An 18,554-nucleotide genomic window follows, 5' to 3' on the forward strand; every position below is an offset into this window, starting at 1 on the left:
TGGCTTCAGGCCGTGACGATCTTGTTGCGAAGGATGAAACGCGCGGAGAGCACGGCGTTGGTGCTGGTGACCGCCGTCTGCCGGCTGCGCTCGGTCTCGAGCGAGAGCTGCAGCTGCTTGGTGTTCGTCCCGGCGGCAGCGAGCTCGTCGGGTGTCGTCAGCGGCAGCGGAACCCCCGAGAGATTGTAAGGCCGGAAGGTGAACGTCCCGGGCATGATGCCGGTGATCAGGGTCCGGGTGCCGCTCGCGTCGGTGCGGGTGAACGACCCGGTCAGGGCCGAGTAGGCGTAGTCGACGCTGGCGCCGTCCACGGTAAGCGTGATCTGGATACTGCTCGTCCAGGTGATCGCGCCGGCCTGGCGGGCGTCGCGGGAAAAAGTCTCCAGGGCGCGGCGCGCCTGCGACTCCATGTCGGCATAGTTCTGGATGTTGGCACCGCTGCGGCCGAGGAAGAGAAACGTCGAGAGTGTTCCCGCCAGGATGAAGGCGGAAAGACCGGCACCGATCATGATTTCGACCAGCGAGAAACCTGCAGCCCGCCGGGGGCGCGCCGGACTACGGGTGGGCGATGGTGTGATAGTAGTCATACAGGCCGTTTTTTGCGTAAATGCTGCTGAAGGTCCGGCGGTGCAGCCGGCCGTCGTAGGTGTCCCACTGTACCGCGACCGTCAGGTTCATCACCTCGGTCGGTCGCGTAGCATCGGGCGTGCGCGTGCGGGTGACGGAGAACCGTCCCACCACCCGGTTGCTGGCGCTGAAAAATGTCCCGCCGTCGAACGTCTGGGTCGCAGGCAGCGCCGTGATGCCCGCCCAACTCATCAGGCGAAGGCGCTCCATTTCGCTTTGGATGATCTGCGATGCGAGCGTTGAACCGCGGGCGAGGTCGAGATGGCGGAAGGCGGACTGAATCGCGATGATCGACGTCGCCAGGCCCATGGCCATCACACCGGCGGCCATTGCCACTTCGAGCAGGGTAAAACCGTGCTGGTGCCGGCGGCGGTTCCAGGATGCCGCCGCGGCCGACACCGCAGAACGACGGGAAAGGACTGCGGAGGGTGGTACCGGGCGGACGCTACGCATCGTAGTTCCACGACTATAGCTGGTGGCACCGCCGTGGTGAGTGACATCCGGGTTGGTTTTTCAGGCCTACGGGGATTAGGTGCGAATGGACTCCCGGCGGATCGGTCAAGATCAGCACGGGCTACCCCGTGGCGCGAGGGCAGTTAAGACGGCGCGAGCGTTCCGCGCCGGATGGTTTTGTGCCCCAGTTCCGAAGGTGCGCGGTGGCCGCCGCACGATCTTCAGACATTTTTCACCGGTTGCGGTCGTCGCGTCGTCCGGTGGCACGTCTCTGCAAACGGGCGTGCGGGAAACGTGAATACATCCGCGAGGTCGGCGGCGGAAAATCGGTGAAGCGTCTCGGTGCCCGCTCCGGCCGTTGAAACAAAAAAACGCGGGTCCGACCAGAGTCGGATCCGCGTTGAGTGAACCGGGGTTAGGCGATGGATGCCGGAACGAGGCTCAGGTGTGGCCGGGAGCGTCGTCCTTGCCGCCGCGACCCTTGCCGCCCTTTTTGAGCGTGCCGCCCTGGTCGCCGCCGGGGAGATCATCCGAGGTGCCGGGCGCACGCTGGCCACCCTTGTCGTCATTGCTGTCGTGGTCGGCCGGATCGTCCGTGGTGCCCGGAGCGCGCAGGCCCCCCTTGTCGTCGTTGATATCGTGATCGGCCGGATCATCGGTGGCACCAGGAGCGCGGCGGCCGCCCTTGTCATCACCGGAATCGTGGCCGGCGGGATCATCCGCGCCCTTGCGCGCCTGGCTGAGCGGAGCGGTGGCGAACAGGGTGAAGGCTGCGATAGCCAGGGCCATCGCGGAACGGAGGAGTTTCGATGTGTTTTGCATGACGCCGGCAACCGTGCGCGGGGAGGACGAAGTTTCGAGGGCGTGATGGTAACCGTTTTGATATACCCGCGCGCTGCGCTGCGCGTGCGCGAAGCGGGCAGGCGGAAAAGTAGCCACGCGCCGCAACGTGCAACAGCCTGACCCCTTTCGAAGGGGTCAGGTAACATGAGCGGCAAGTCGGGATAGCGCGACGCGAGGTGCGTGGTGCTACAATGACAAGTGCCATGATCTATACTGGAATCGACTATCACAAACGTTACTCGGTGGCTTGCACGCTGGACGCCCAAGGCCAGAAGCTCCACGAAGCGCGGATCGACGGCAACGCGTCCACGGCTTTTGCCGCCTACTTCAAGAAACTCGGCACGCCCAGCGAGGTGGTGATCGAGGCCTGCTGGAATTGGGGTGTGCTTTACGATTTGCTCGAAGACACGGCGGGCGTGGCGAAGGTCGTGCTCTCGCATCCGGCGAAGAATCGCATCATCGCGGACGCGCAGATCAAGAACGACCGCATCGACGCCAAGGCGCTCGCCACGCTCTTGCGGGGCGACTTCGTCGCGAAAGTGCACGTGCCGTCCCGCGACGTACGTCAGCGCAAGAACGCGCTGCGGCAGCGCCTCTGGCTGGCCCGGTTGCGCACGATGATTCGCAATCGCATCCACTGCGTGATCGACCGGCACCCGCAATTGGAGCGGCCCGCGGTGAAGGACATCTTCAGCAACCAGGGCAAAGCGTGGATGAAGCGCGCCCCGCTCCCCACCGCCGATCGCACGTTGCTGGACGACGACCTCGCGTTGCACGCGCTGCTGCAAACTCAAATCGACGCGCTGGAGAAGACGATCGTCGCCGACAACGCCGCGAATCGGCTGGCGGTGCGGCTTCAAACCCTGCCGGGGGTGGGCAAGATCCTGGCTCCGGTCGTGGCGTTGGAGATTGACCAGGTCAAGCGCTTCAAGACCGCCGACAAACTCTGCGCCTACGCCGGCCTGGTCCCGACTACCCACGCCTCCGGCGGCAAGATCGCACACGGCCGCATGCTACCCTTCTGCAACCGCTGGCTGAAGTGGGCCTTCATCGAGGCGGCCTGGGTGGCCGTGGGCTGCTCCGATTACTTTGGCTCTTTCTATCGCAAGCAGCGGCTGCGTGGCAAAGGCGCCAACGACGCCATCACCATCGTCGCCCGCCGCATGGCTAAAATCGCCTGGAAAATGCTCACCGAGGAACGAGACTACTCCCCGCACGCCCCCGTCGCCAAACCAACTTCCCCGGCCACTCTCATAACGGACTGACGGCATCCTCAGTGATGCGCGTCTTGGGTCAGGATAGAGGGCCGGGGATCTGATTCATTACCCTGCCGGAGGCCTCGTGCCTGCCGCTGAGAGAAGTGTGATCGCGGAATCTCCTCTTTCTTCACCCGCAAAGCCGGTCTCCACCCACGGGATCTTCCCGCGGGGCGCTCTTTGCCGCCCCCGCACCCCGGCTAGGGACACTAAAGCCAAGAAAGCTAAGCATCCAATTTTCCCATACCTCTCAAAATCCCACTTGACTGCTTTCACTCAGAGAAGGCTGTTGCACGTTGCGGGAGATGGCGATCGGCCCGCCTGCGGCCGCGAGGTGGGATTCGGGAGGCGGGCGCGCGCGGTGCGGCCGGCCGACAGTATTGAAAGTGGCACTACGCGCGGATCGTCACGCGGGGGTGCGGTCGCTCAGCCGCCCGCGACCTTGTAGAGCACAAAGACCACGAGCTGCGCGGAGAACACCCGCAGCAGCATCACGAGCGGATAGACCGTCGCGTAGGCCACGGCGGGCGCGTCGCTGCCGGTGGTCTGCTGCGCGAAGGCCAGCGCCGGCGGATCGGTCATGCTGCCCGCGAGCAGGCCGCACAGCTCGGCGTAGTTGAGTTTCTTCCAGAGGCGCGCGATCACGCCGACGGTCACGAGTGGAATCGCGGTGATCGTCGCACCGTAAAGCATCCAGTGCAGCCCGTTGCCGCCGAGGAGCAGCTCGACGAACTTCTCGCCCGACTTCAGTCCCACGGTGGCGAGGAAGAGCGTGATGCCGACCTCGCGCAGCATGAGGTTGGCGTTCGTCGGCATGTGCCATACGAGCGGGCCGGTGTTGGCGACGCGTGACAGCAGGATCGCGACGACCAGCGGGCCGCCGGCGAGGCCGAGTTTGACGGCGGCCGGCAGACCGGGAATCGCCAGCGGAATGCTGCCTACGATCACGCCGAGCGCGATGCCGACGAAGAACGGAATCGGCTGCGGCGTGTTGAGCGCCTTGTTGGAATTGCCGACGGTGGCCGCGACCTGATCGATGTGCGGCGATTCACCCACCACCATCAGCAGATCGCCGAATTGCAGGCGAAAACCGGGCGTGGGTGAAAACTCGACGCCACCGCGCGTCACGCGCGTTACGACCACATTGTGCTCCTTGAAGATCTCCAGGTCTGCGAGCATGCGACCGTAGACGTCGCTGCGGGTAACGATCAGGCGGCGGTTCGTGACCGGGCCGGGCAGCGATTTCAGATCCACGCCGGCCTCCGCCCCGACGACGACGCGGAGTCCATCGAGGCCCTCTTCGGGCCCGACGGCGTGCAGGATGTCGCCCAGCCGCAGGAGCGTTTCGGCGCGCGCCACCTCGACCTGGCCGTTGCGGGAAAATCGTGACACCACGACGCCCGAACCGGCGAGCCCCGGGACTTTGCCGAGCGGCCGCCCGACGAGATTCGCGTTGCGCACTTCAAAATTCCGGGTGGCCGGCTTGGGGATCTGCGGCGCCTGTGCCGTCTCGGCCGCGGTAACCTCAGCCTTCACGTCGATGCCAAACACGCGGCGCACGAGCAGCATGGTGAGAATGATGCCGATGATGCCGAACGGATACGCCACGGCGTAGGCGAGGCCTTGTATCACTGTCGCGGATTCAGGCGCCTGAATCTGCGTCAGCGCCTGCTGCGCGGCCGCGAGGCTGGGCGTGTTGGTCGTTGCACCCGAGAGCAAGCCGACGCCCGACGGCAGATCGACGAAGCCAAAACCGATCCAGATGACCGTCAGCGCCGTGCCCAACAGCACCACGGATGCCGCCAGGCCGTTGAGCAACAGACCGCGGGCGCGCAGTGAGCCGAAAAATCCCGGACCGATCTGCAGGCCCAGGGTGTACACGAACAGGATCAGCCCGAACTCGCGCACGAACTCGAGCACGTGATGGTCAATCGTCAGCTTGAGGTAGCCGAGAAAAAGTCCGGCAAAGAGCACGCCGCCGACACCGAGGCTGACGCCCGCGATGCGAATCTTGCCCAAGGCCGTGCCCGCGGCACCCGCGATGCCGAGAAGGATCACGGTGCGAGCCACGGAGTCCTGCGAAAAGAGTGCGATCAGCCAATCCATACGCAGTCAGTGTACGGATACGTCCGGACCTTGGCTCGGCAAATCTTGCGGAAAACGCCGCGTCGGCTTGGACGCCCGTGACGCGAGCCGAGCCGTCAACCGCTGCGTCGCCGCGGCCCTACGCTCGCCTTGGGTTCAGGGCCATCACGGCACGTCGTAGACTTCGACCAGAGCGATGCCCGCGGTGGCGTTGGCGCCGGACACCTGGAGCGTGTAGGCACCGGGTGGCAGCGTGACCAGTAACGCGCTGTCGCGGCTGCCCTCGGTCAGCGCAAACGCGCCCACCGATCGCGCTGCGGCTCGGATCTCGGCGACGTTCACCGCGGCATTCCAGGCGCGATTGGTCGCGACGCTCTGGTTGCCGGCAAACAGTGTGACCACGGGTTCGGCGAGCACGCCGGGGACGTTGAAGGGCGCGGCGCCGATGCCGGGACCGACCGCACGGATCAGCACGGTCTTCGGCGCGCCGTCGCTCACCACGAGTCCCGGGATCAGGACGTTCGCGCCGCTGCCGACCTGGGCGCGGACCGCGGTGTTGATCAGCCGCGAGGACGCTGCGGTCACTGTGGCGTCGGCGTCGTAAACTTCAACGAGTGCGACGCCGGAGGTGTTCCCCGCCCCGGTGATCTGCGCGGTGTACGCTCCCGGATCGAGCCGGACGACGAGCGCGGCGTCGCGACTGCCGGCGGGCAGCGCAAACGCGCCGACGGCGCTGAACAGGGCGGCATCAGTCGCGTTCCAATTGTCATTGCTCGCGGCGATGCGCGTGGCCGAGTCCGGTCCAAGCAGCGTGAGCTGCGGATCGGGGAGGGTGCCGGGCACGTTGAACGGGGCGCCGGCGAGCGCGGGACCGATGGCGCGCACGAGCACGGTTTTTTGCGCGCCGGGACCGATCACGAAGCCGGGGATGAGGGCGTTGGCTCCGGGACCGACCGCGGCGCGCGCGGCCAGATTGACGAGGCGGCTCGGCGGCTGCGGCGACGACGGCGTGCCGAGTGCGGTGATCCAGGCGCGAAGCAAGGATTCGCCCGCGAGGTCGCGTTCGTGCGTGCCGATCGGCGGCATTTGACCCGGGCCGCGGAGCGCGGCGCGTTGCAACAGGCGCGAATGGCCGGGATCTCCGGGTACGATGAGCCGGTTTGCGGCGTCACCGCCGTTGTCGATCAGCGGACCGTTCAGCAGGCCGGCGAGAATCAACGGCGTGGCGCTGCGCGCGTCCCAGTGGCCGAGCGCGGTGCCGCCGGGCTGGTGACACTGCGCGCAGTTGGCGTCGACATACGAGCGCGCCCGGCGCTCAAGCGACTGCGCGAGATCTTCGGCGGGGGCCAGCGCGGGCAGCGAACCCGGCGACGGCGTGGTGGTGACGTTGAGATAACCCGCCTGGGCCAGTGCGGTGATGAGATTGGCCGCGCCGCCGGGAATGGCCTGCTCGCGGTTGAGCTGGCGCGTGTTGAAACTCAGGGCGAAGCCGCCGGCGCTGGTGTGGCACGTGAGGCACTCGGCCCGGCCGGGAAAACGCCACGTCTGCGGGCGCGGGCTGCCGCCGTCGACGATCGTGAACGTCTGCTCTGCGCCGTCATCGCCCACGAGCGTGGCGTCGGTCTGCGCGTCGTTCCAGCGATACGTCGCGCCGTGCACTCCGGTCGCAGTCTTCACGAGGAAGCGCGTCTCGATCCGCCGGGAGGTCGCGGGATTGCCGCGGGTGAGTTCGAGATCGAAATGTTTCACCCAGACTGCGCCCGTGGGGAGCGACCAGTTGCCGTCCGGCGAGAAACCAAACGTGCCCGTCGCATCCGGCAATCCGAACCAGCGGCGCTTTTTCGCGTGGTCCGACCAGAACGAAACATTCGGTTCGTACGCCACGAGTCCCGCGGCGGGCGTGAGCGTGGCGAGATTGGAAAATGCGCCGGTGGCGGAGAGCGTGGCGGGCAGCGGCGTGCCGCCGGCGGCGGGCGAGGCGACGAGCCGCTTGAGCGCGTTTTCCGTCAGGTCGGTGACGATCACATCACCAGTGGCGGGGTCGAGGCCGAAGGAACTGATGCCGCCGTCGGTGGCGAGCAGCTGTATCCGATCGGCCGTGACGGAGTTTTCGCCGTCGGGATTCAGCGCCCAGATCCGGCCGCTCACGAAATCGGCGAAGAGATAGTGGCCAACAAGCGCCGGGAGCCGCGGGCCGCGGTAGACGAGCCCGCCGGTGATGGACGAACCCTGGCTCGGATTCGGGTAGTCCCAGATTGGCGGCAGGAACGAGGCGCCGGCCGGCGGATTTCCGCGCGGGCCCGCGACCGTCCCTTCGCGGTAGCTCCAGCCGTAGTTGCCGCCGCGGACGATCACGTTGACCTCCTCGCGCGTGCCCTGGCCGACGTCGCCAAGCCACAGCCGGCCGGTCGCGGCGTCGAACGAGAATCGCCACGGGTTGCGCAGTCCGACCGCCCAGAACTCGGTGCGCACCGCGGCGGCGGCGACGGGACTGCCGTTGAAGGCGGCCGCGCCGACGAACGGATTGTCCGCGGGAACTGAATACGTGCCGGGGTGGACGGCGGGGTGGGGGTTGGGTTCGAGCGAGCCGGCGCGGCGGTCGACGTCGAGACGGATGACGCCGGAGAAGAAATCGCGGTCAATCCGCTGGCTGTTTTGAAACTGATCGTTGGCGCCGCCCTCGTCTCCCAGCGACAGATATAGGTAGCCGTCGGGCCCGAAGGCCAGCTGCCCGCCGTTGTGGTTGCTCGCCTCGTCGCGTTGCGTGAGCAGCGGCTGCTCGGAAATGGCGTCGGCGGCATTCGCGTCGCCGGCCAAGACTCGAAACCGCGCGAGCCGATCGTGCAGGCCGGTGCCGGCGCTGGTCGTGGCGTTCACTGTGTACCAGACGAAGAACTGGCCGTTGACGGCGTAGTTCGGGTGAAACGCCAGCGCGAGCAGCCCGCGTTCATCGCTGGCATCGGTCGAGGCGGCGATCCGCGTGGTGAGATCGAGAAACAGGGTGCGGGTCGGACTGGCGGCGGTGACGTCGGGAATGACCCAGATCCGGCCGGGCTTCTCGACCACGAAGAGCCGGCGCGTCTCACCGGGCGCGATGACGGTGGCGACGGGCTGGGTGAACGAGAGGGTGGGAAACGCGCGCACGGTGGCATAGCTCGTCGCGGGCGGAGTGGCGGGCAGGCGCAGCGCGGTGGCGGGAATCCGGGTGAGCGTTTGCGCGGCGAGGGGGCCGGCCGGCAGCGTGCCGGCAAGGACGAGGAGCAGGGCGGCGCGAATCATGGCGGGCGGGCGGTGGCTCAGGGTGCCCGCAGTCCCTGCGGGCGCAACTGTCGCGGGTATCAGGGAAGCGTAAAGTTGCCGCCCGCGGGGGACGGCCCGGTTGGGCCAACGGGGGCGAAAAACTGACACAAATGTAAGAGAGAATGCTTTCGCGTGCCTCGAATCACGCTTAAGCCTTGGCGGTCGGGCGTCAGGGCCGGCGCGAAAGGTCGCGAGCCATCGGCGCGCTGCGAATTCCTGATCATGTTTTCCGCTGAAACTCCGAGTGCTCCGCGCGTGCTGGTGGTTGAAGACGAGCAGAAGACGCTCGACTCGCTGGCGGAGGGTTTGCGCATGGAGGCGTGGGCGGTGGAGACGGCGGCGAGCGGCGAGGAGGCACTGGGGCTGCTCGGGCGCGAACCGTTCGACCTCGTGGTGCTCGACTGGATGCTGCCCGGGCGCGATGGCATTGATGTGTTGCGCCAGGTGCGGGGCACGGGGCATCACATTCCGGTGCTGATGCTCACCGCGCGCAGCGCGCTGAGCGATCGGGTCGTGGGTCTCGACAGCGGGGCGGACGATTTTCTGGCCAAGCCCTTTGCGTTCGCCGAGCTGCTGGCGCGGTGCCGGGCGTTGCTGCGCCGGCCCGCGCGGACGGCCGACCGGCTGCTCCGTTGCGCGGATCTTCAGCTCGACACGCGGGCGCGCGTGGCGGTGCGCGCCGGGCAGGAGATCCCGCTGACCCCGCGCGAGGTCGACGTCCTGGAATACCTGTTACGCAACCAGGGGCAGGTCGTGACGCGCGAAATGCTGGAACGGGACGTGTGGAAGCAGGTTCACCGCATGACCTCCCTCGACAACGTGATCGACGTGCAGATGATGCGCCTGCGGCGGAAGGTGGACGTCGAAGGCGCCGAGCGCCTGATCCACACGTTGCGCGGCGTCGGGTACCGGCTGGGAGGCGATCCGGAATAAGGCGCATGCGGAAGTGGATCACGCACTGGTGGAACGGCCGGACGATTCGATTTCGCCTCGCGCTCTGGTACGCGGCGGGCGGCTCCGTCCTGCTCGCCGGCTTCAGCGCAACGCTTTATCTGTACGTGGCTGATCGGATGGGGCGGCCGCTCGCGCACGAATTGATCCTCGATCTCGCCGAGGTGAAACGGAAGGTCGCCGTCACACCGGATGGAAATGTGTTTTGGAACGGGGCCCGCGTCGCGCCGTTCTCCCCGTGGACGACAGAGTATCCTTGGTTCGAGTTGTGGGACGCCAACCAGCAACTTGTCTGCCGGCTGTGGCCGTTCGCGGCGAATCGCGTGGTGCAGGCTCCGAGTGCGCCGTTTCCCGGCCGCGAAACCCTCGCCATCTACAATGTCGCGCCCGATCTCCGGCTGCGCGTGTATTCCGTGCCGATCGTCCTGCCCGATCACAACGACGCGTGGATGATCCGGCTGCTGCGCATTCACGAGCCCACGGGCGATGCGCTCGGGGCCTTGCGCGTGATCATCTTCGTGACCCTGCCCATCGTCGTGGCCCTGCTTGTGATCGGCGGCTACGTGATCACGCGCCGCTGGCTGAATCCGCTCGGCCGCATGGCCGCGGAGGCCAACCGGATCACGGCGGACGATCTGAGCCGCCGGCTGCCGGTGGCGAATCCGCACGACGAACTGGGTCGGCTGGCCTCGGTGTTCAATGTGACGCTCGATCGCCTGCAGGGGTCGTTCGATGCCCTGGACCGTTTCGTGGCCGACGCCTCACACGAGCTGCGCACGCCGCTCACGACCCTGCGCAGCGTGGGGGAAGTGGGCCTGCGCCGCGGCCGCACCGTCGAGGAATACCGCGAAATCATCGGTAGCATGCTTGAGGAGGCGCAGCGGCTGCAGCTGTTGATTCAACGGCTGCTGGAGCTGGCCAGTGCGGAAGGGGGCGCGGCCGACGTGCACCGGGCGCCGATCCGGATCGATGAGTATTCCGCCGCGTGCGTGAACGAGCTGAGCATCCTGGCCGAATACAAGCGGCAGCAGATCCAACTCGAGAGCGTGCCCTGCACGGCGGAGACGGATCCCGTTTTGTTCCGGCAGGCGCTGCAAAATCTCGTCGACAACGCAATCAAGTACAGCCCCGACGGCGCCTTGATCCGCGTGGCGGTGCGCGACCGAGTGGACGCGGTGGAAGTGAGCGTCACCGATGAGGGCGGCGGCATCAGCCCTGAAAACCGGATACATCTCACCGATCGTTTTTTTCGCCCCGATCGCGGCCGCGGCCGGAACAGCGGCGGCTTCGGTCTCGGGCTTTCCATCACCAAGGCTTACATGCGGGTCACGGGCGGGTCGCTGGAGTACGCGCCCGTCGAGCCGAAGGGCAGCACGTTCCGGCTGGTGCTGCCGAAGGGGTGAGGCGGCGGAGTTTTGAGTGGGATCTCAGAGCCGAGAGTTGAGCAGGCCGCTGCCGAATGCAAAAGCCTCACGAGAGGCGTGCCTTTTTGCGACCGAGGCTGTAGAACGACTGGAACTCCGGTTTGGCGTGGAAGACGATCGAGCTGGCCGGAGCTGGGGCCGCGACCGCCCCCGGCCGCCCGATCGGAAAATGCGACCGGGGGCGGTCGCGGTCCCGGGTGAAACGGACGACCTAGAACAATCCGCGATAAACCACGCCCACGGCGGAGATCGGGCCCGTGTCGTCCAGTCCGTCCAGGGCGCGATCGGCCTTCTTCATGATCGACTGGGCGTCGCGCAGAATGCTGTCGTCGTTGAGCAGTTTGCCGAGCGTGCCCTCGCCGCGTGAGATTTTATCGGATACGGCGCGGATGGTCGCAATCGAGGCGCGGATGTCGTCGCCGGCCTTCTGATCGAAGACGAGCGCGCCGATCGTGCCCTTGCCGGCCTTGACCTGGTCGACGATGGCCTGGGCGTTCGCGATGAAGGTCTTCGCCTCGGCGGCGCCCTGCTTGATCTCGCCGAGCGCGGCGACGAGATCGTCGTGCAGCTTCGGGTCGTTGATGAGCTTGCCGAGCGTGCCCTCGCCCTTGTTCACCTTGTCCGTGATCGCCTGCAGGTTGGTGGTCGTCTTGTTGATCGACTCGCGATTTTCGGAGACCAGCTGGTCGACCTTCTGGATGATGCCGGGGCCGCCCTTGCCGTCGCCGCTGAGCGCGGTGCCGAGATTGCCGAGTGCACCCTCGAGTTTCTTGCCGAGGTCGCCGATCTGGCTCATCACCGAGTTCAAGTCGGGCGTCGTCTTCGTCTTGATTTCCGCGCCATCGGGCAGGTCGGGCGCGGATTCCGTGCCGAGATCAACCCCGATGTAGTTCGTGCCGAGGAGACCGGCGCTCACGATGCTGGCGGTGGCGTCGCTCTTGATTTTGACCTCGTGGCTGATCCGCAGGATCGCCTCGGCGCGGCGGCCGGCGAGACGGGTCTTCTCGACCTCGCCGATTTTGACGCCGGCCATGCGCACTTCGTCGCCGTCCTTGAGCTCCTTGAGCGTCTCGAATCCGGCGATGAGGTTGTAGCCTTGATCCTTGAAGATCTTGCCGCCGCGGAGCGTCTCGAACGTCACCCAGGTGAGGGCCAGACCGAGGAGAAAAAAGAGTCCGACGCGGGCCGTTTGTTGCAGGTTGTTCATGGTTCAGGTTTCCAATCGTTTAAAACGGGGTTTCTTCAGATCGATCTTGGGATTCAAGAAGTCGGCGATGCGCGGATCCTTCGGCGCCTGCAGTTCGGCGGGAGTTCCGAGGAACACGAGTTTGCCACCCATCAGGATGCCGACGCGATCGGCGATGGCCAGGGCGAGGTCGCGATCGTGGGAGACCACGATGCTGGTGACGTGATACTCGTCCTTCAGCGTCGCGATGATCTCGCTGATGGTTGCGCCCATCACCGGGTCCAGCTCGCTCGTGGGCTCGTCGTAGAGCATGAGCTGCGGCTCCATCACCAGCGCGCGCGCGATGGCGACGCGCTTCTTCATGCCGCCGGAGAGATCGGACGGGAATTTCTGGGACGCGTTTTCGAGCGAGAGGATCTGCAGCGCGTGCATGACCTTCTCCTTGATTTCAGCCTCGGTGCCGATGCGATGTTCGCGCGGATACAGTGCGAGGTTGTCGTAGACGGTCATCGAGTTGAAGAGCGCGCCGGCTTGAAACACGAGCGCCATGCGCACGTGTTCGCGCGTGGTCTCCTCGGTGGCGTCGCGCCGATCCACGGTGACCTTGCCGGAGGTCGGGAGCTCGAGGCCGACGATGTGTTTCAACAGGACGCTCTTGCCCGAGCCGCTGGGGCCCATCAGTACGAAGATTTCGCCGGGTTTGACGGCGAAGGAAACGTCCTTGAGCACCTCGAAGGTGCCGAAGGATTTCGACAGGTGTTCCACCGTCACGCCCACGGCGGGCGACTCGATCTGCGTAAACGGATTGCGGGTGACGTCAGCGGCGATGGACATGATTACATGAGGGCTTTCGTGACGAAGTAATCGAGCACGAGGATGAGGATGAGCGACGTGACCACCGCGCGGGTGACTGAGGCGCCGATCTCGCGCGGACCGCCGCGGGTGTTGAGGCCGATGTTGCAGCAGACGAGGACAATCGCGAAACCGAAGACCTCGGCCTTGATCAGGCCGTTCAGGACGTCCTCGAATTCCATGAACCGCCGGAGCGCCGCGAAATAGGCGGGCGGATCGATGGAGATGAACGCGGTGTACTTCGAGACAATCGCGCCGCCGAACCAGCCCACGAGATTGGCGATGATCGCGAGCACCGGCATCATCACGACCGTCGCGGCGAGACGGGGCATCACGAGCATGCGCGCCGGCGGGATGTTCATCGTCATCAGGGCGTCGATTTCCTGGTACACCTTCATCGATGCCAGTTCCGCGGTGATGGCCGAGCCGACGCGGCCGGCGAGCAGGATGGCCACCATCACGGGGCCGAGTTCGCGCGCCATCGACAGGCCAACGAGGCTGCCGATGAACTGCTTGGCGCCGAAGTTCTCCATCGAGTAGCCGGCCTGCAGCGCAAGCACGCTGCCGATGAAGAAGCTGAGGATCGCGACGATAGGCAGCGTCGTGTATCCGATGAGGTAACACTGCTCGATGAAGCGCCCGAACTGTCTCGGCAGGGTGGGCAGGTAGCCGATGCTGCGGAAGAGAAGCAGGATCGTGCTGCCGAAACCTTCGAGGATTCTGTTGAGTTGTCTCATGTCAGCGGGACGCCGGCAAAGGCGTAGCGGGTTTGGCCGGAAAATCTAACCAGAACCAGCGCCAGCCGTTCGCGCTACGACGCAGGCCGAAGAGGCCGTTGCCGATGGCGATGCGTTGGTCGCCGGCCTGGCAGGTGACGCCCAGCAGCGGGCCGAGGTGAAATTCGCTGCGCGCTTCCGCCGGGTGTTTCTCCCATGTGACCGCGTTCCAGAGGAGCGAGGTTCGCGCGCTGCCGCCGTCCCGCTGCTCGTGGCGCGCGAGCGCGAAGAACGGCGACCAGGCGTGGCGGATCTTTTCGTTGCCCGGAAAGAAGACGTCGAGCGGGCTGAAGACCTGCCATTGCTGGCGTCCGGCCCCGCTGTCCCAGTGACTGTAGAGCGGCCAGACGTGCGTCAGCGAAGCCACGGGCGAGTTCGCGCGGCCCGCCATGCGCTGCTCCTCGTTCCAATAAAGGAAGTAGAGGAGTTGCGTGCGGCTGCGCGCGATTTTGCCGTCGTCCATCCACTCCGCGGACCGCAGCAGCGGCCACATGAGCCACTGCTTGTCGTAGCCGCGGATGATCGAGTGGCTGAAGAACGGTGCCCAGCGGTTCACGTAACGTTCGTCGCCGCGGCCCTGCATGAAGAGCGGCCACAGGTAGCGCCGTTCGCTGTAACGCTTGGGCAACGTGCGGTCGGTGTAGCCAAAGAAGGGCCACAGAAAATCCTCGTTGATGTAGCCGGGGCCGGTGTTCTTCGCGTAGAAGGGCAGGAAGCCGACGTCGCGGCGGGGCGCAGTGCCCGGTGGATCATCGGCTGACGGATAGCGGATGGCGTTGAAACCCAGCGGCCAGAGGTAGCTTTCGTGCCGCGAGACGCCGGGCTTTTCGACGTATCCGTAAAGCGGCCACACGCTCCAGCCGTGCGCCGTGCCGCGCGTGATCCGGATGAACGGCCAGGGCGTGGACGTCGTCACCGCGCCGCGCCGTTCGTTTACCACATAGAGCGGAAACAGCGTCCACGACAGCCGCTCGAGCGTCAGCTTGTGTTTGATGGTGCCGTGAATCGGGAAGAGCGCCCGGTAACTCGCCTCGGGATCGCCGGATTCACGGGAGAACCAGAACGGAAACACTTCGAATTCGCCGCGCTGGTCGTAGACGCTGGTCGGGGCCGCCGCACCGGCGCGCCGGTCCCACCGGCGGATCAGTTCGAACACGCTCCAGCGGTACGTGGTCTCGTCGACGGCGTAGGTGAAGAGCGGGTACAGGACATAGCCGGCGCGAAACTCACCGCGCGGCGTGGCCACCTTGACCCAGAACGGCCGGAAGCCGCTCACGGTGTTGCCGTCGAGATCGCCGGCGGGTTTGCGAAACAGAAACGGTCCGGCGCCGGTCCACGCCGCAGTCTCGACGGTCGGACCCGGACTGCGGACGACCACCGGCCAGAGGTTTTCCTCCCGCTCCCACGGCTGGGCGCGTCCGATCGCGGCTGCGGCGGCGAGCCCCAGCACAAGGACGAGTCGGTGGAAATTCAGCGGGAAGAGGCGCAACGAGGAAAAACGGATCGTGGACCGGTCGGCGGGAAGCCGCGGTCGACGTGGTTCAAGTGAGGTGGGAACGTTGGGTGGGTCGCGAAGCGGTGCAAATTTTATGTTGCCGGTCTGAAATCCGGAAGTGCTCCGGGTTCCGTGGGTTCGGTGCGCCGCACCGCGGCTCGGGATATTCCCTATACAACAACGCTGGCGCCCGGGGCGATGACGCGAAAGTCCGCAGCAGCAACGCCGGCCTCCGTTCGCGCCGTCGCCAGCGCTTCGACCGGGTCGTCGCGACCCTCGTCGGTGAGTCGGAACGTGCCCCAATGCATGGCGATGCTGAGGCGGGCGCCAACATCGCGATGCAGCTGCACGGCATCCGCCGGGTTCATGTGCATCGGCCGCATGAACCAGCGCGGCTCGTACGCGCCGATGGGCACGAGGGCGGCGTCAGGTGCGCCGCCGTGCTGCCGAACGGAGCGGAAAATTTCTGCGTCATAGCCTGAGTCGCCGACGAACCACACGCGTTTTGAGCCCAGTTTCAGGAAGAACCCGCCCCAGAGTCGGTAGTTGCGCGGGGTGCCCAGCCGGTTGCTCCAGTGCTGCGAAGGCGTCAACGTGAGCGACGCGCCGCCGGCCACCGCGTGCGTCTGCCACCAGTCGAGTTCCGTGATGCGTTTCGCGCCCGCTGCGGTCAGCAGATCGCGATGGCGCAGCGGAGCGACGAACTCCGGATCGTGCCGTGACGCCAGCGGCCGCAGCGATGCTAGATCGCAGTGATCGTAGTGGTCGTGGCTCAGCAGGACGGTGTGAATCGGTGGCAATGCGTCCAAGGCCACTCCCGGCGGATGCACCCGCCGTGGCCCGGCCCAGCTCACCGGACTCACGCGTTCGGAAAACACCGGATCGATCAGCAGATTCGACGTCGGGGTCTGCAGCAGAAACGACGCATGCCCGATCCACGTAATCACCACTTCGTCCGCGCCGGGCCGCGGCGGCGGCGGCTGGAGCGGCACCGTGACGGTGCGGGGCCAGGCCTTGCGGCGCGCGGTGAGTTGCCACCGCCAGAAGTCGCGGTGACGCAGCGCGCCCGCGTGGTGACCTTGAAAAAATGTTTTCCCGTTGAAGTGATCGGAGCGCGGCAGTGTCATCTGGACCCGCTCTTATGAACTCCGTTTTGCCATGGCTGCAACTGACGATCGTGCGGGCAGGGCGTCCGCGCCCCGCCGATCGCGAGGAGCGCGATTGCCAGCGGGGTGAGGGCACCCCGCCTGCACTGGGTCGCACGGGGGAGCGTCCATGCGTATAAGTGGCGGCGGCGCACGCGGCATTGTGCTGGTGGTGCCGAAAGGAGACTTAACGCGCCCAGCGACGGACGGCATGCGGCAGGCGGTGTTTTCCAGTTTGGGTGCGCGCGTGGCGGACGCGCGATTTCTCGATCTCTTTGCGGGCAGCGGAGCCTACGGGCTCGAGGCACTGAGCCGGGGCGCGGCCGGTGGTGTGTTTGTCGAACAGGGCGCGAAGGCCGCGGCCTGTGTCCGGCAGAACATCGTCGCGGTATGCAAGAGTCTCGGCCGGCCGCCCACCGGTTTGAGCGTGGTGCAGGCGGACGCGCGACTCGTGCCGCTGGGCGCGGAGAGCACGGTGCCGGATCTGGTGTTCATCGATCCGCCGTATGAGATCATTGGAGACATCGCCCCGGCGCTCTTTGCGCGGCTGACCGAGGTGCTGCACGCGAAACCCGATGCCATCGTGGTGTTCGAGATGCCGGGTGAGATCGAATTGATGCCGCCCGGCTGGACGGTGCTGAAACGGCTCGGCAAAGGCGCGCGCCAGCCGACGGTGGCATTTTTCCGGCGGCAGAGTCCGTAGAAGGTGGGGATATTCTCCCCTTGGACCGCGACCGCCCTCGGTCGCTGCCGATCGGATGCGACCGGGGGCGGTCGCGGTCCCGGGGAAAACCTCCTTACATCAGTCCGAATTTAGCGCGCAGGATGGCAACGGCGGCGAGCACCGCCGTCTCGGCGCGGAGCACGCGGGGGCCGAGATGCACGAGGGAAAACTGTTGCGCGCGCAGGGCGTCACGCTCGCGGGCCGACCAGCCGCGTTCCGCGCCGATGGCGATGACGTAGTGCTTTTCCCGCGACACCTCGACCTCGCCGAGCGCGCCTGGCGATTCGTAGTTGTCGCAGGCGAGCCGGACTGCACCCGAAGGAAGTTGCGCCATCGCCTCGGCGAGCGTGAGGTCATGCGTGACGTCGGGGAGACACGTGTCGAAGGCTTGTTCCGCGCCGGTCAGCAGGTGGCGCCGCCACTCGCCGGAGGACCAGAGCGAACTGTGCGCGTAGCTGGCCTCGGATTTTTCGGTGCGGACGAAGTGGATCTCGCGCACGCCGAGCGTGGTGGCGTCGCGCAGGATATCGCGCGCCGTCTGCGGTCGAGTGAGACCGACAACGAGCGTGATCGGTGCGGCGGGCGGGGGCGCCGGGCCCCATTGAAACGTGAGCTCCATGTCGTCGGCTCCAAGGGCGACCAGCGTTGCCTTGCCGCGTGGACCGTTCACCAAGCCGACGTCGAAGGTGTCACCGGGCGCGCGGCGCAGGACGTCCATGATGTGCACGGCGCGGCGATCGGCGCGGGGCAGCGGGCGATCGGTTTCGGTGGATTCGAAAAGGATGAGATTCACGCGGGACCGGAGCAGATTGGGGTTTGCGGGCCGGGTGTCGCGTCGTAATTTTGCGCCCGCCTTGCACCCGCCATGCGTTCCGCGGCTGCAGTGGCGACGATGCCCCCGCTTTCCTTCACCGATATCACCGCGCGGCTCGCGGCGTGGACGTTTCCGCCCGGGATCGACGGCGTGGTCGGCATTGCGAGCGGCGGCGTGGTGCCGGCGGCGTTGGTGGCGATGCGGCTGGGCGTCGGGATGAAGGTGCTCGCGCTGAACTATCGCGACGACGACAACGTGCCGCGTTATGCCGAGCCGAAGGTGCTTTCGGCGGTGCCGGAATTGGGGTCGTGGCGTCGCATCCTGCTCGTCGACGATGTCTACGTCAGCGGTCGGAGCTGGCACGCGGCGCGAAGCGTGTTACCGGCGTCAGTCGACGTCCTGCCGTTTGTGCTGAAGGGCAAGGTTGAGTTCGCGTTGATTCGCGACGTCGACGGCTGCGTGCAATGGCCGTGGAAGGTGGCCCGCCTTCGCTGAGGCTTCGGCGAGGCGGCTTTCGCGTACCCTAGCCTACGACGGAGGATGGCCGTGCCATCCGTAGCCATGTCCGCAGGCGGAGTGCGTGGGCCCTGCTACGCCAAGGCTTCGCAGCGCGTCCTTCGACT

At 66.4% G+C, this 18,554-nt stretch carries 16 protein-coding genes; 5 read left to right on the forward strand and 11 right to left on the reverse strand.

All coding sequences use genetic code 11. The features are described from left to right. Positions 1 to 5 precede the first annotated feature (5 nt). The 3 genes from ACLJEU_RS02970 to ACLJEU_RS02980 all read right to left on the reverse strand — a co-directional run bounded on the left by ACLJEU_RS02970 (position 6) and on the right by ACLJEU_RS02980 (position 1,869). A complete protein-coding gene (locus tag ACLJEU_RS02970) occupies positions 6 to 509 on the reverse strand; it encodes a PilW family protein (RefSeq protein WP_457795337.1) in 504 nt (167 codons plus the stop codon). Positions 510 to 555: 46 nt separating this feature from the next. After that, complete coding sequence (locus ACLJEU_RS02975; protein ID WP_414664518.1) at positions 556 to 1,026, reverse strand: type IV pilus modification PilV family protein; 471 nt, start codon at positions 1,024 to 1,026, stop codon at positions 556 to 558. 495 nt (positions 1,027 to 1,521) lie between these two features. After that, on the reverse strand, positions 1,522 to 1,869 hold the full coding sequence (locus ACLJEU_RS02980) for a hypothetical protein (RefSeq protein ID WP_414664519.1): 348 nt from the start codon (positions 1,867 to 1,869) through the stop codon (positions 1,522 to 1,524). A gap of 257 nt (positions 1,870 to 2,126) precedes the next feature. Between ACLJEU_RS02980 and ACLJEU_RS02985 the strand changes: the two genes are divergently transcribed. Then, a complete protein-coding gene (locus ACLJEU_RS02985) occupies positions 2,127 to 3,188 on the forward strand; it encodes an IS110 family RNA-guided transposase (protein ID WP_457795312.1) in 1,062 nt (353 codons plus the stop codon). 417 nt (positions 3,189 to 3,605) lie between these two features. On the opposite strand, the gene ACLJEU_RS02990 is transcribed toward ACLJEU_RS02985, so the two are convergent. Both ACLJEU_RS02990 and ACLJEU_RS02995 read right to left on the reverse strand, forming a co-directional pair. Continuing rightward, positions 3,606 to 5,285: a putative transporter gene (locus ACLJEU_RS02990; RefSeq protein ID WP_414661057.1), complete on the reverse strand. Its 1,680-nt coding sequence runs from the start codon at positions 5,283 to 5,285 to the stop codon at positions 3,606 to 3,608. Positions 5,286 to 5,429: 144 nt separating this feature from the next. Beyond that, positions 5,430 to 8,543 (reverse strand): PQQ-dependent sugar dehydrogenase, encoded by a 3,114-nt coding sequence (locus tag ACLJEU_RS02995; RefSeq protein ID WP_414661056.1) that lies wholly within the window; start codon positions 8,541 to 8,543, stop codon positions 5,430 to 5,432. 276 nt (positions 8,544 to 8,819) lie between these two features. Between ACLJEU_RS02995 and ACLJEU_RS03000 the strand changes: the two genes are divergently transcribed. Both ACLJEU_RS03000 and ACLJEU_RS03005 read left to right on the forward strand, forming a co-directional pair. Then, positions 8,820 to 9,497, forward strand: coding sequence for a response regulator transcription factor (locus tag ACLJEU_RS03000; RefSeq protein ID WP_414661055.1), 678 nt, complete (start codon positions 8,820 to 8,822; stop codon positions 9,495 to 9,497). Between the two features lie 5 nt (positions 9,498 to 9,502). Then, positions 9,503 to 10,918, forward strand: coding sequence for an ATP-binding protein (locus tag ACLJEU_RS03005; protein WP_414661054.1), 1,416 nt, complete (start codon positions 9,503 to 9,505; stop codon positions 10,916 to 10,918). 232 nt (positions 10,919 to 11,150) lie between these two features. On the opposite strand, the gene ACLJEU_RS03010 is transcribed toward ACLJEU_RS03005, so the two are convergent. From ACLJEU_RS03010 to ACLJEU_RS03030, 5 genes are all read right to left on the reverse strand, one after another. After that, positions 11,151 to 12,146, reverse strand: a complete 996-nt coding sequence (locus ACLJEU_RS03010) for an MlaD family protein (RefSeq protein ID WP_414661053.1) — start codon at positions 12,144 to 12,146, stop codon at positions 11,151 to 11,153. 3 nt (positions 12,147 to 12,149) lie between these two features. Beyond that, the gene (locus ACLJEU_RS03015) at positions 12,150 to 12,959 is read right to left on the reverse strand and encodes an ABC transporter ATP-binding protein (RefSeq protein ID WP_414661052.1); all 810 of its coding nucleotides are present in this window, start codon (positions 12,957 to 12,959) and stop codon (positions 12,150 to 12,152) included. 2 nt (positions 12,960 to 12,961) lie between these two features. Continuing rightward, on the reverse strand, positions 12,962 to 13,714 hold the full coding sequence (locus ACLJEU_RS03020; RefSeq protein WP_414661051.1) for an MlaE family ABC transporter permease: 753 nt from the start codon (positions 13,712 to 13,714) through the stop codon (positions 12,962 to 12,964). Position 13,715: 1 nt separating this feature from the next. Continuing rightward, positions 13,716 to 15,242, reverse strand: coding sequence for a hypothetical protein (locus ACLJEU_RS03025; RefSeq protein WP_414661050.1), 1,527 nt, complete (start codon positions 15,240 to 15,242; stop codon positions 13,716 to 13,718). Positions 15,243 to 15,418: 176 nt separating this feature from the next. Next, complete coding sequence (locus ACLJEU_RS03030; RefSeq protein WP_414661049.1) at positions 15,419 to 16,375, reverse strand: MBL fold metallo-hydrolase; 957 nt, start codon at positions 16,373 to 16,375, stop codon at positions 15,419 to 15,421. Positions 16,376 to 16,523: 148 nt separating this feature from the next. Between ACLJEU_RS03030 and ACLJEU_RS03035 the strand changes: the two genes are divergently transcribed. Then, positions 16,524 to 17,096, forward strand: coding sequence for an RsmD family RNA methyltransferase (locus ACLJEU_RS03035; protein ID WP_414661048.1), 573 nt, complete (start codon positions 16,524 to 16,526; stop codon positions 17,094 to 17,096). 94 nt (positions 17,097 to 17,190) lie between these two features. On the opposite strand, the gene ACLJEU_RS03040 is transcribed toward ACLJEU_RS03035, so the two are convergent. Beyond that, positions 17,191 to 17,910 (reverse strand): 16S rRNA (uracil(1498)-N(3))-methyltransferase, encoded by a 720-nt coding sequence (locus tag ACLJEU_RS03040; RefSeq protein WP_414661047.1) that lies wholly within the window; start codon positions 17,908 to 17,910, stop codon positions 17,191 to 17,193. 72 nt (positions 17,911 to 17,982) lie between these two features. Here ACLJEU_RS03040 and ACLJEU_RS03045 point away from each other — a divergent pair, with 72 nt between their 5' ends. Next, the gene (locus ACLJEU_RS03045) at positions 17,983 to 18,426 is read left to right on the forward strand and encodes a phosphoribosyltransferase family protein (protein ID WP_414661046.1); all 444 of its coding nucleotides are present in this window, start codon (positions 17,983 to 17,985) and stop codon (positions 18,424 to 18,426) included. Positions 18,427 to 18,554 lie beyond the last annotated feature (128 nt).

The organism is Terrisphaera buseokensis (assembly GCF_047521145.2).
Classification (GTDB): domain Bacteria; phylum Verrucomicrobiota; class Verrucomicrobiia; order Opitutales; family Opitutaceae; genus ER46.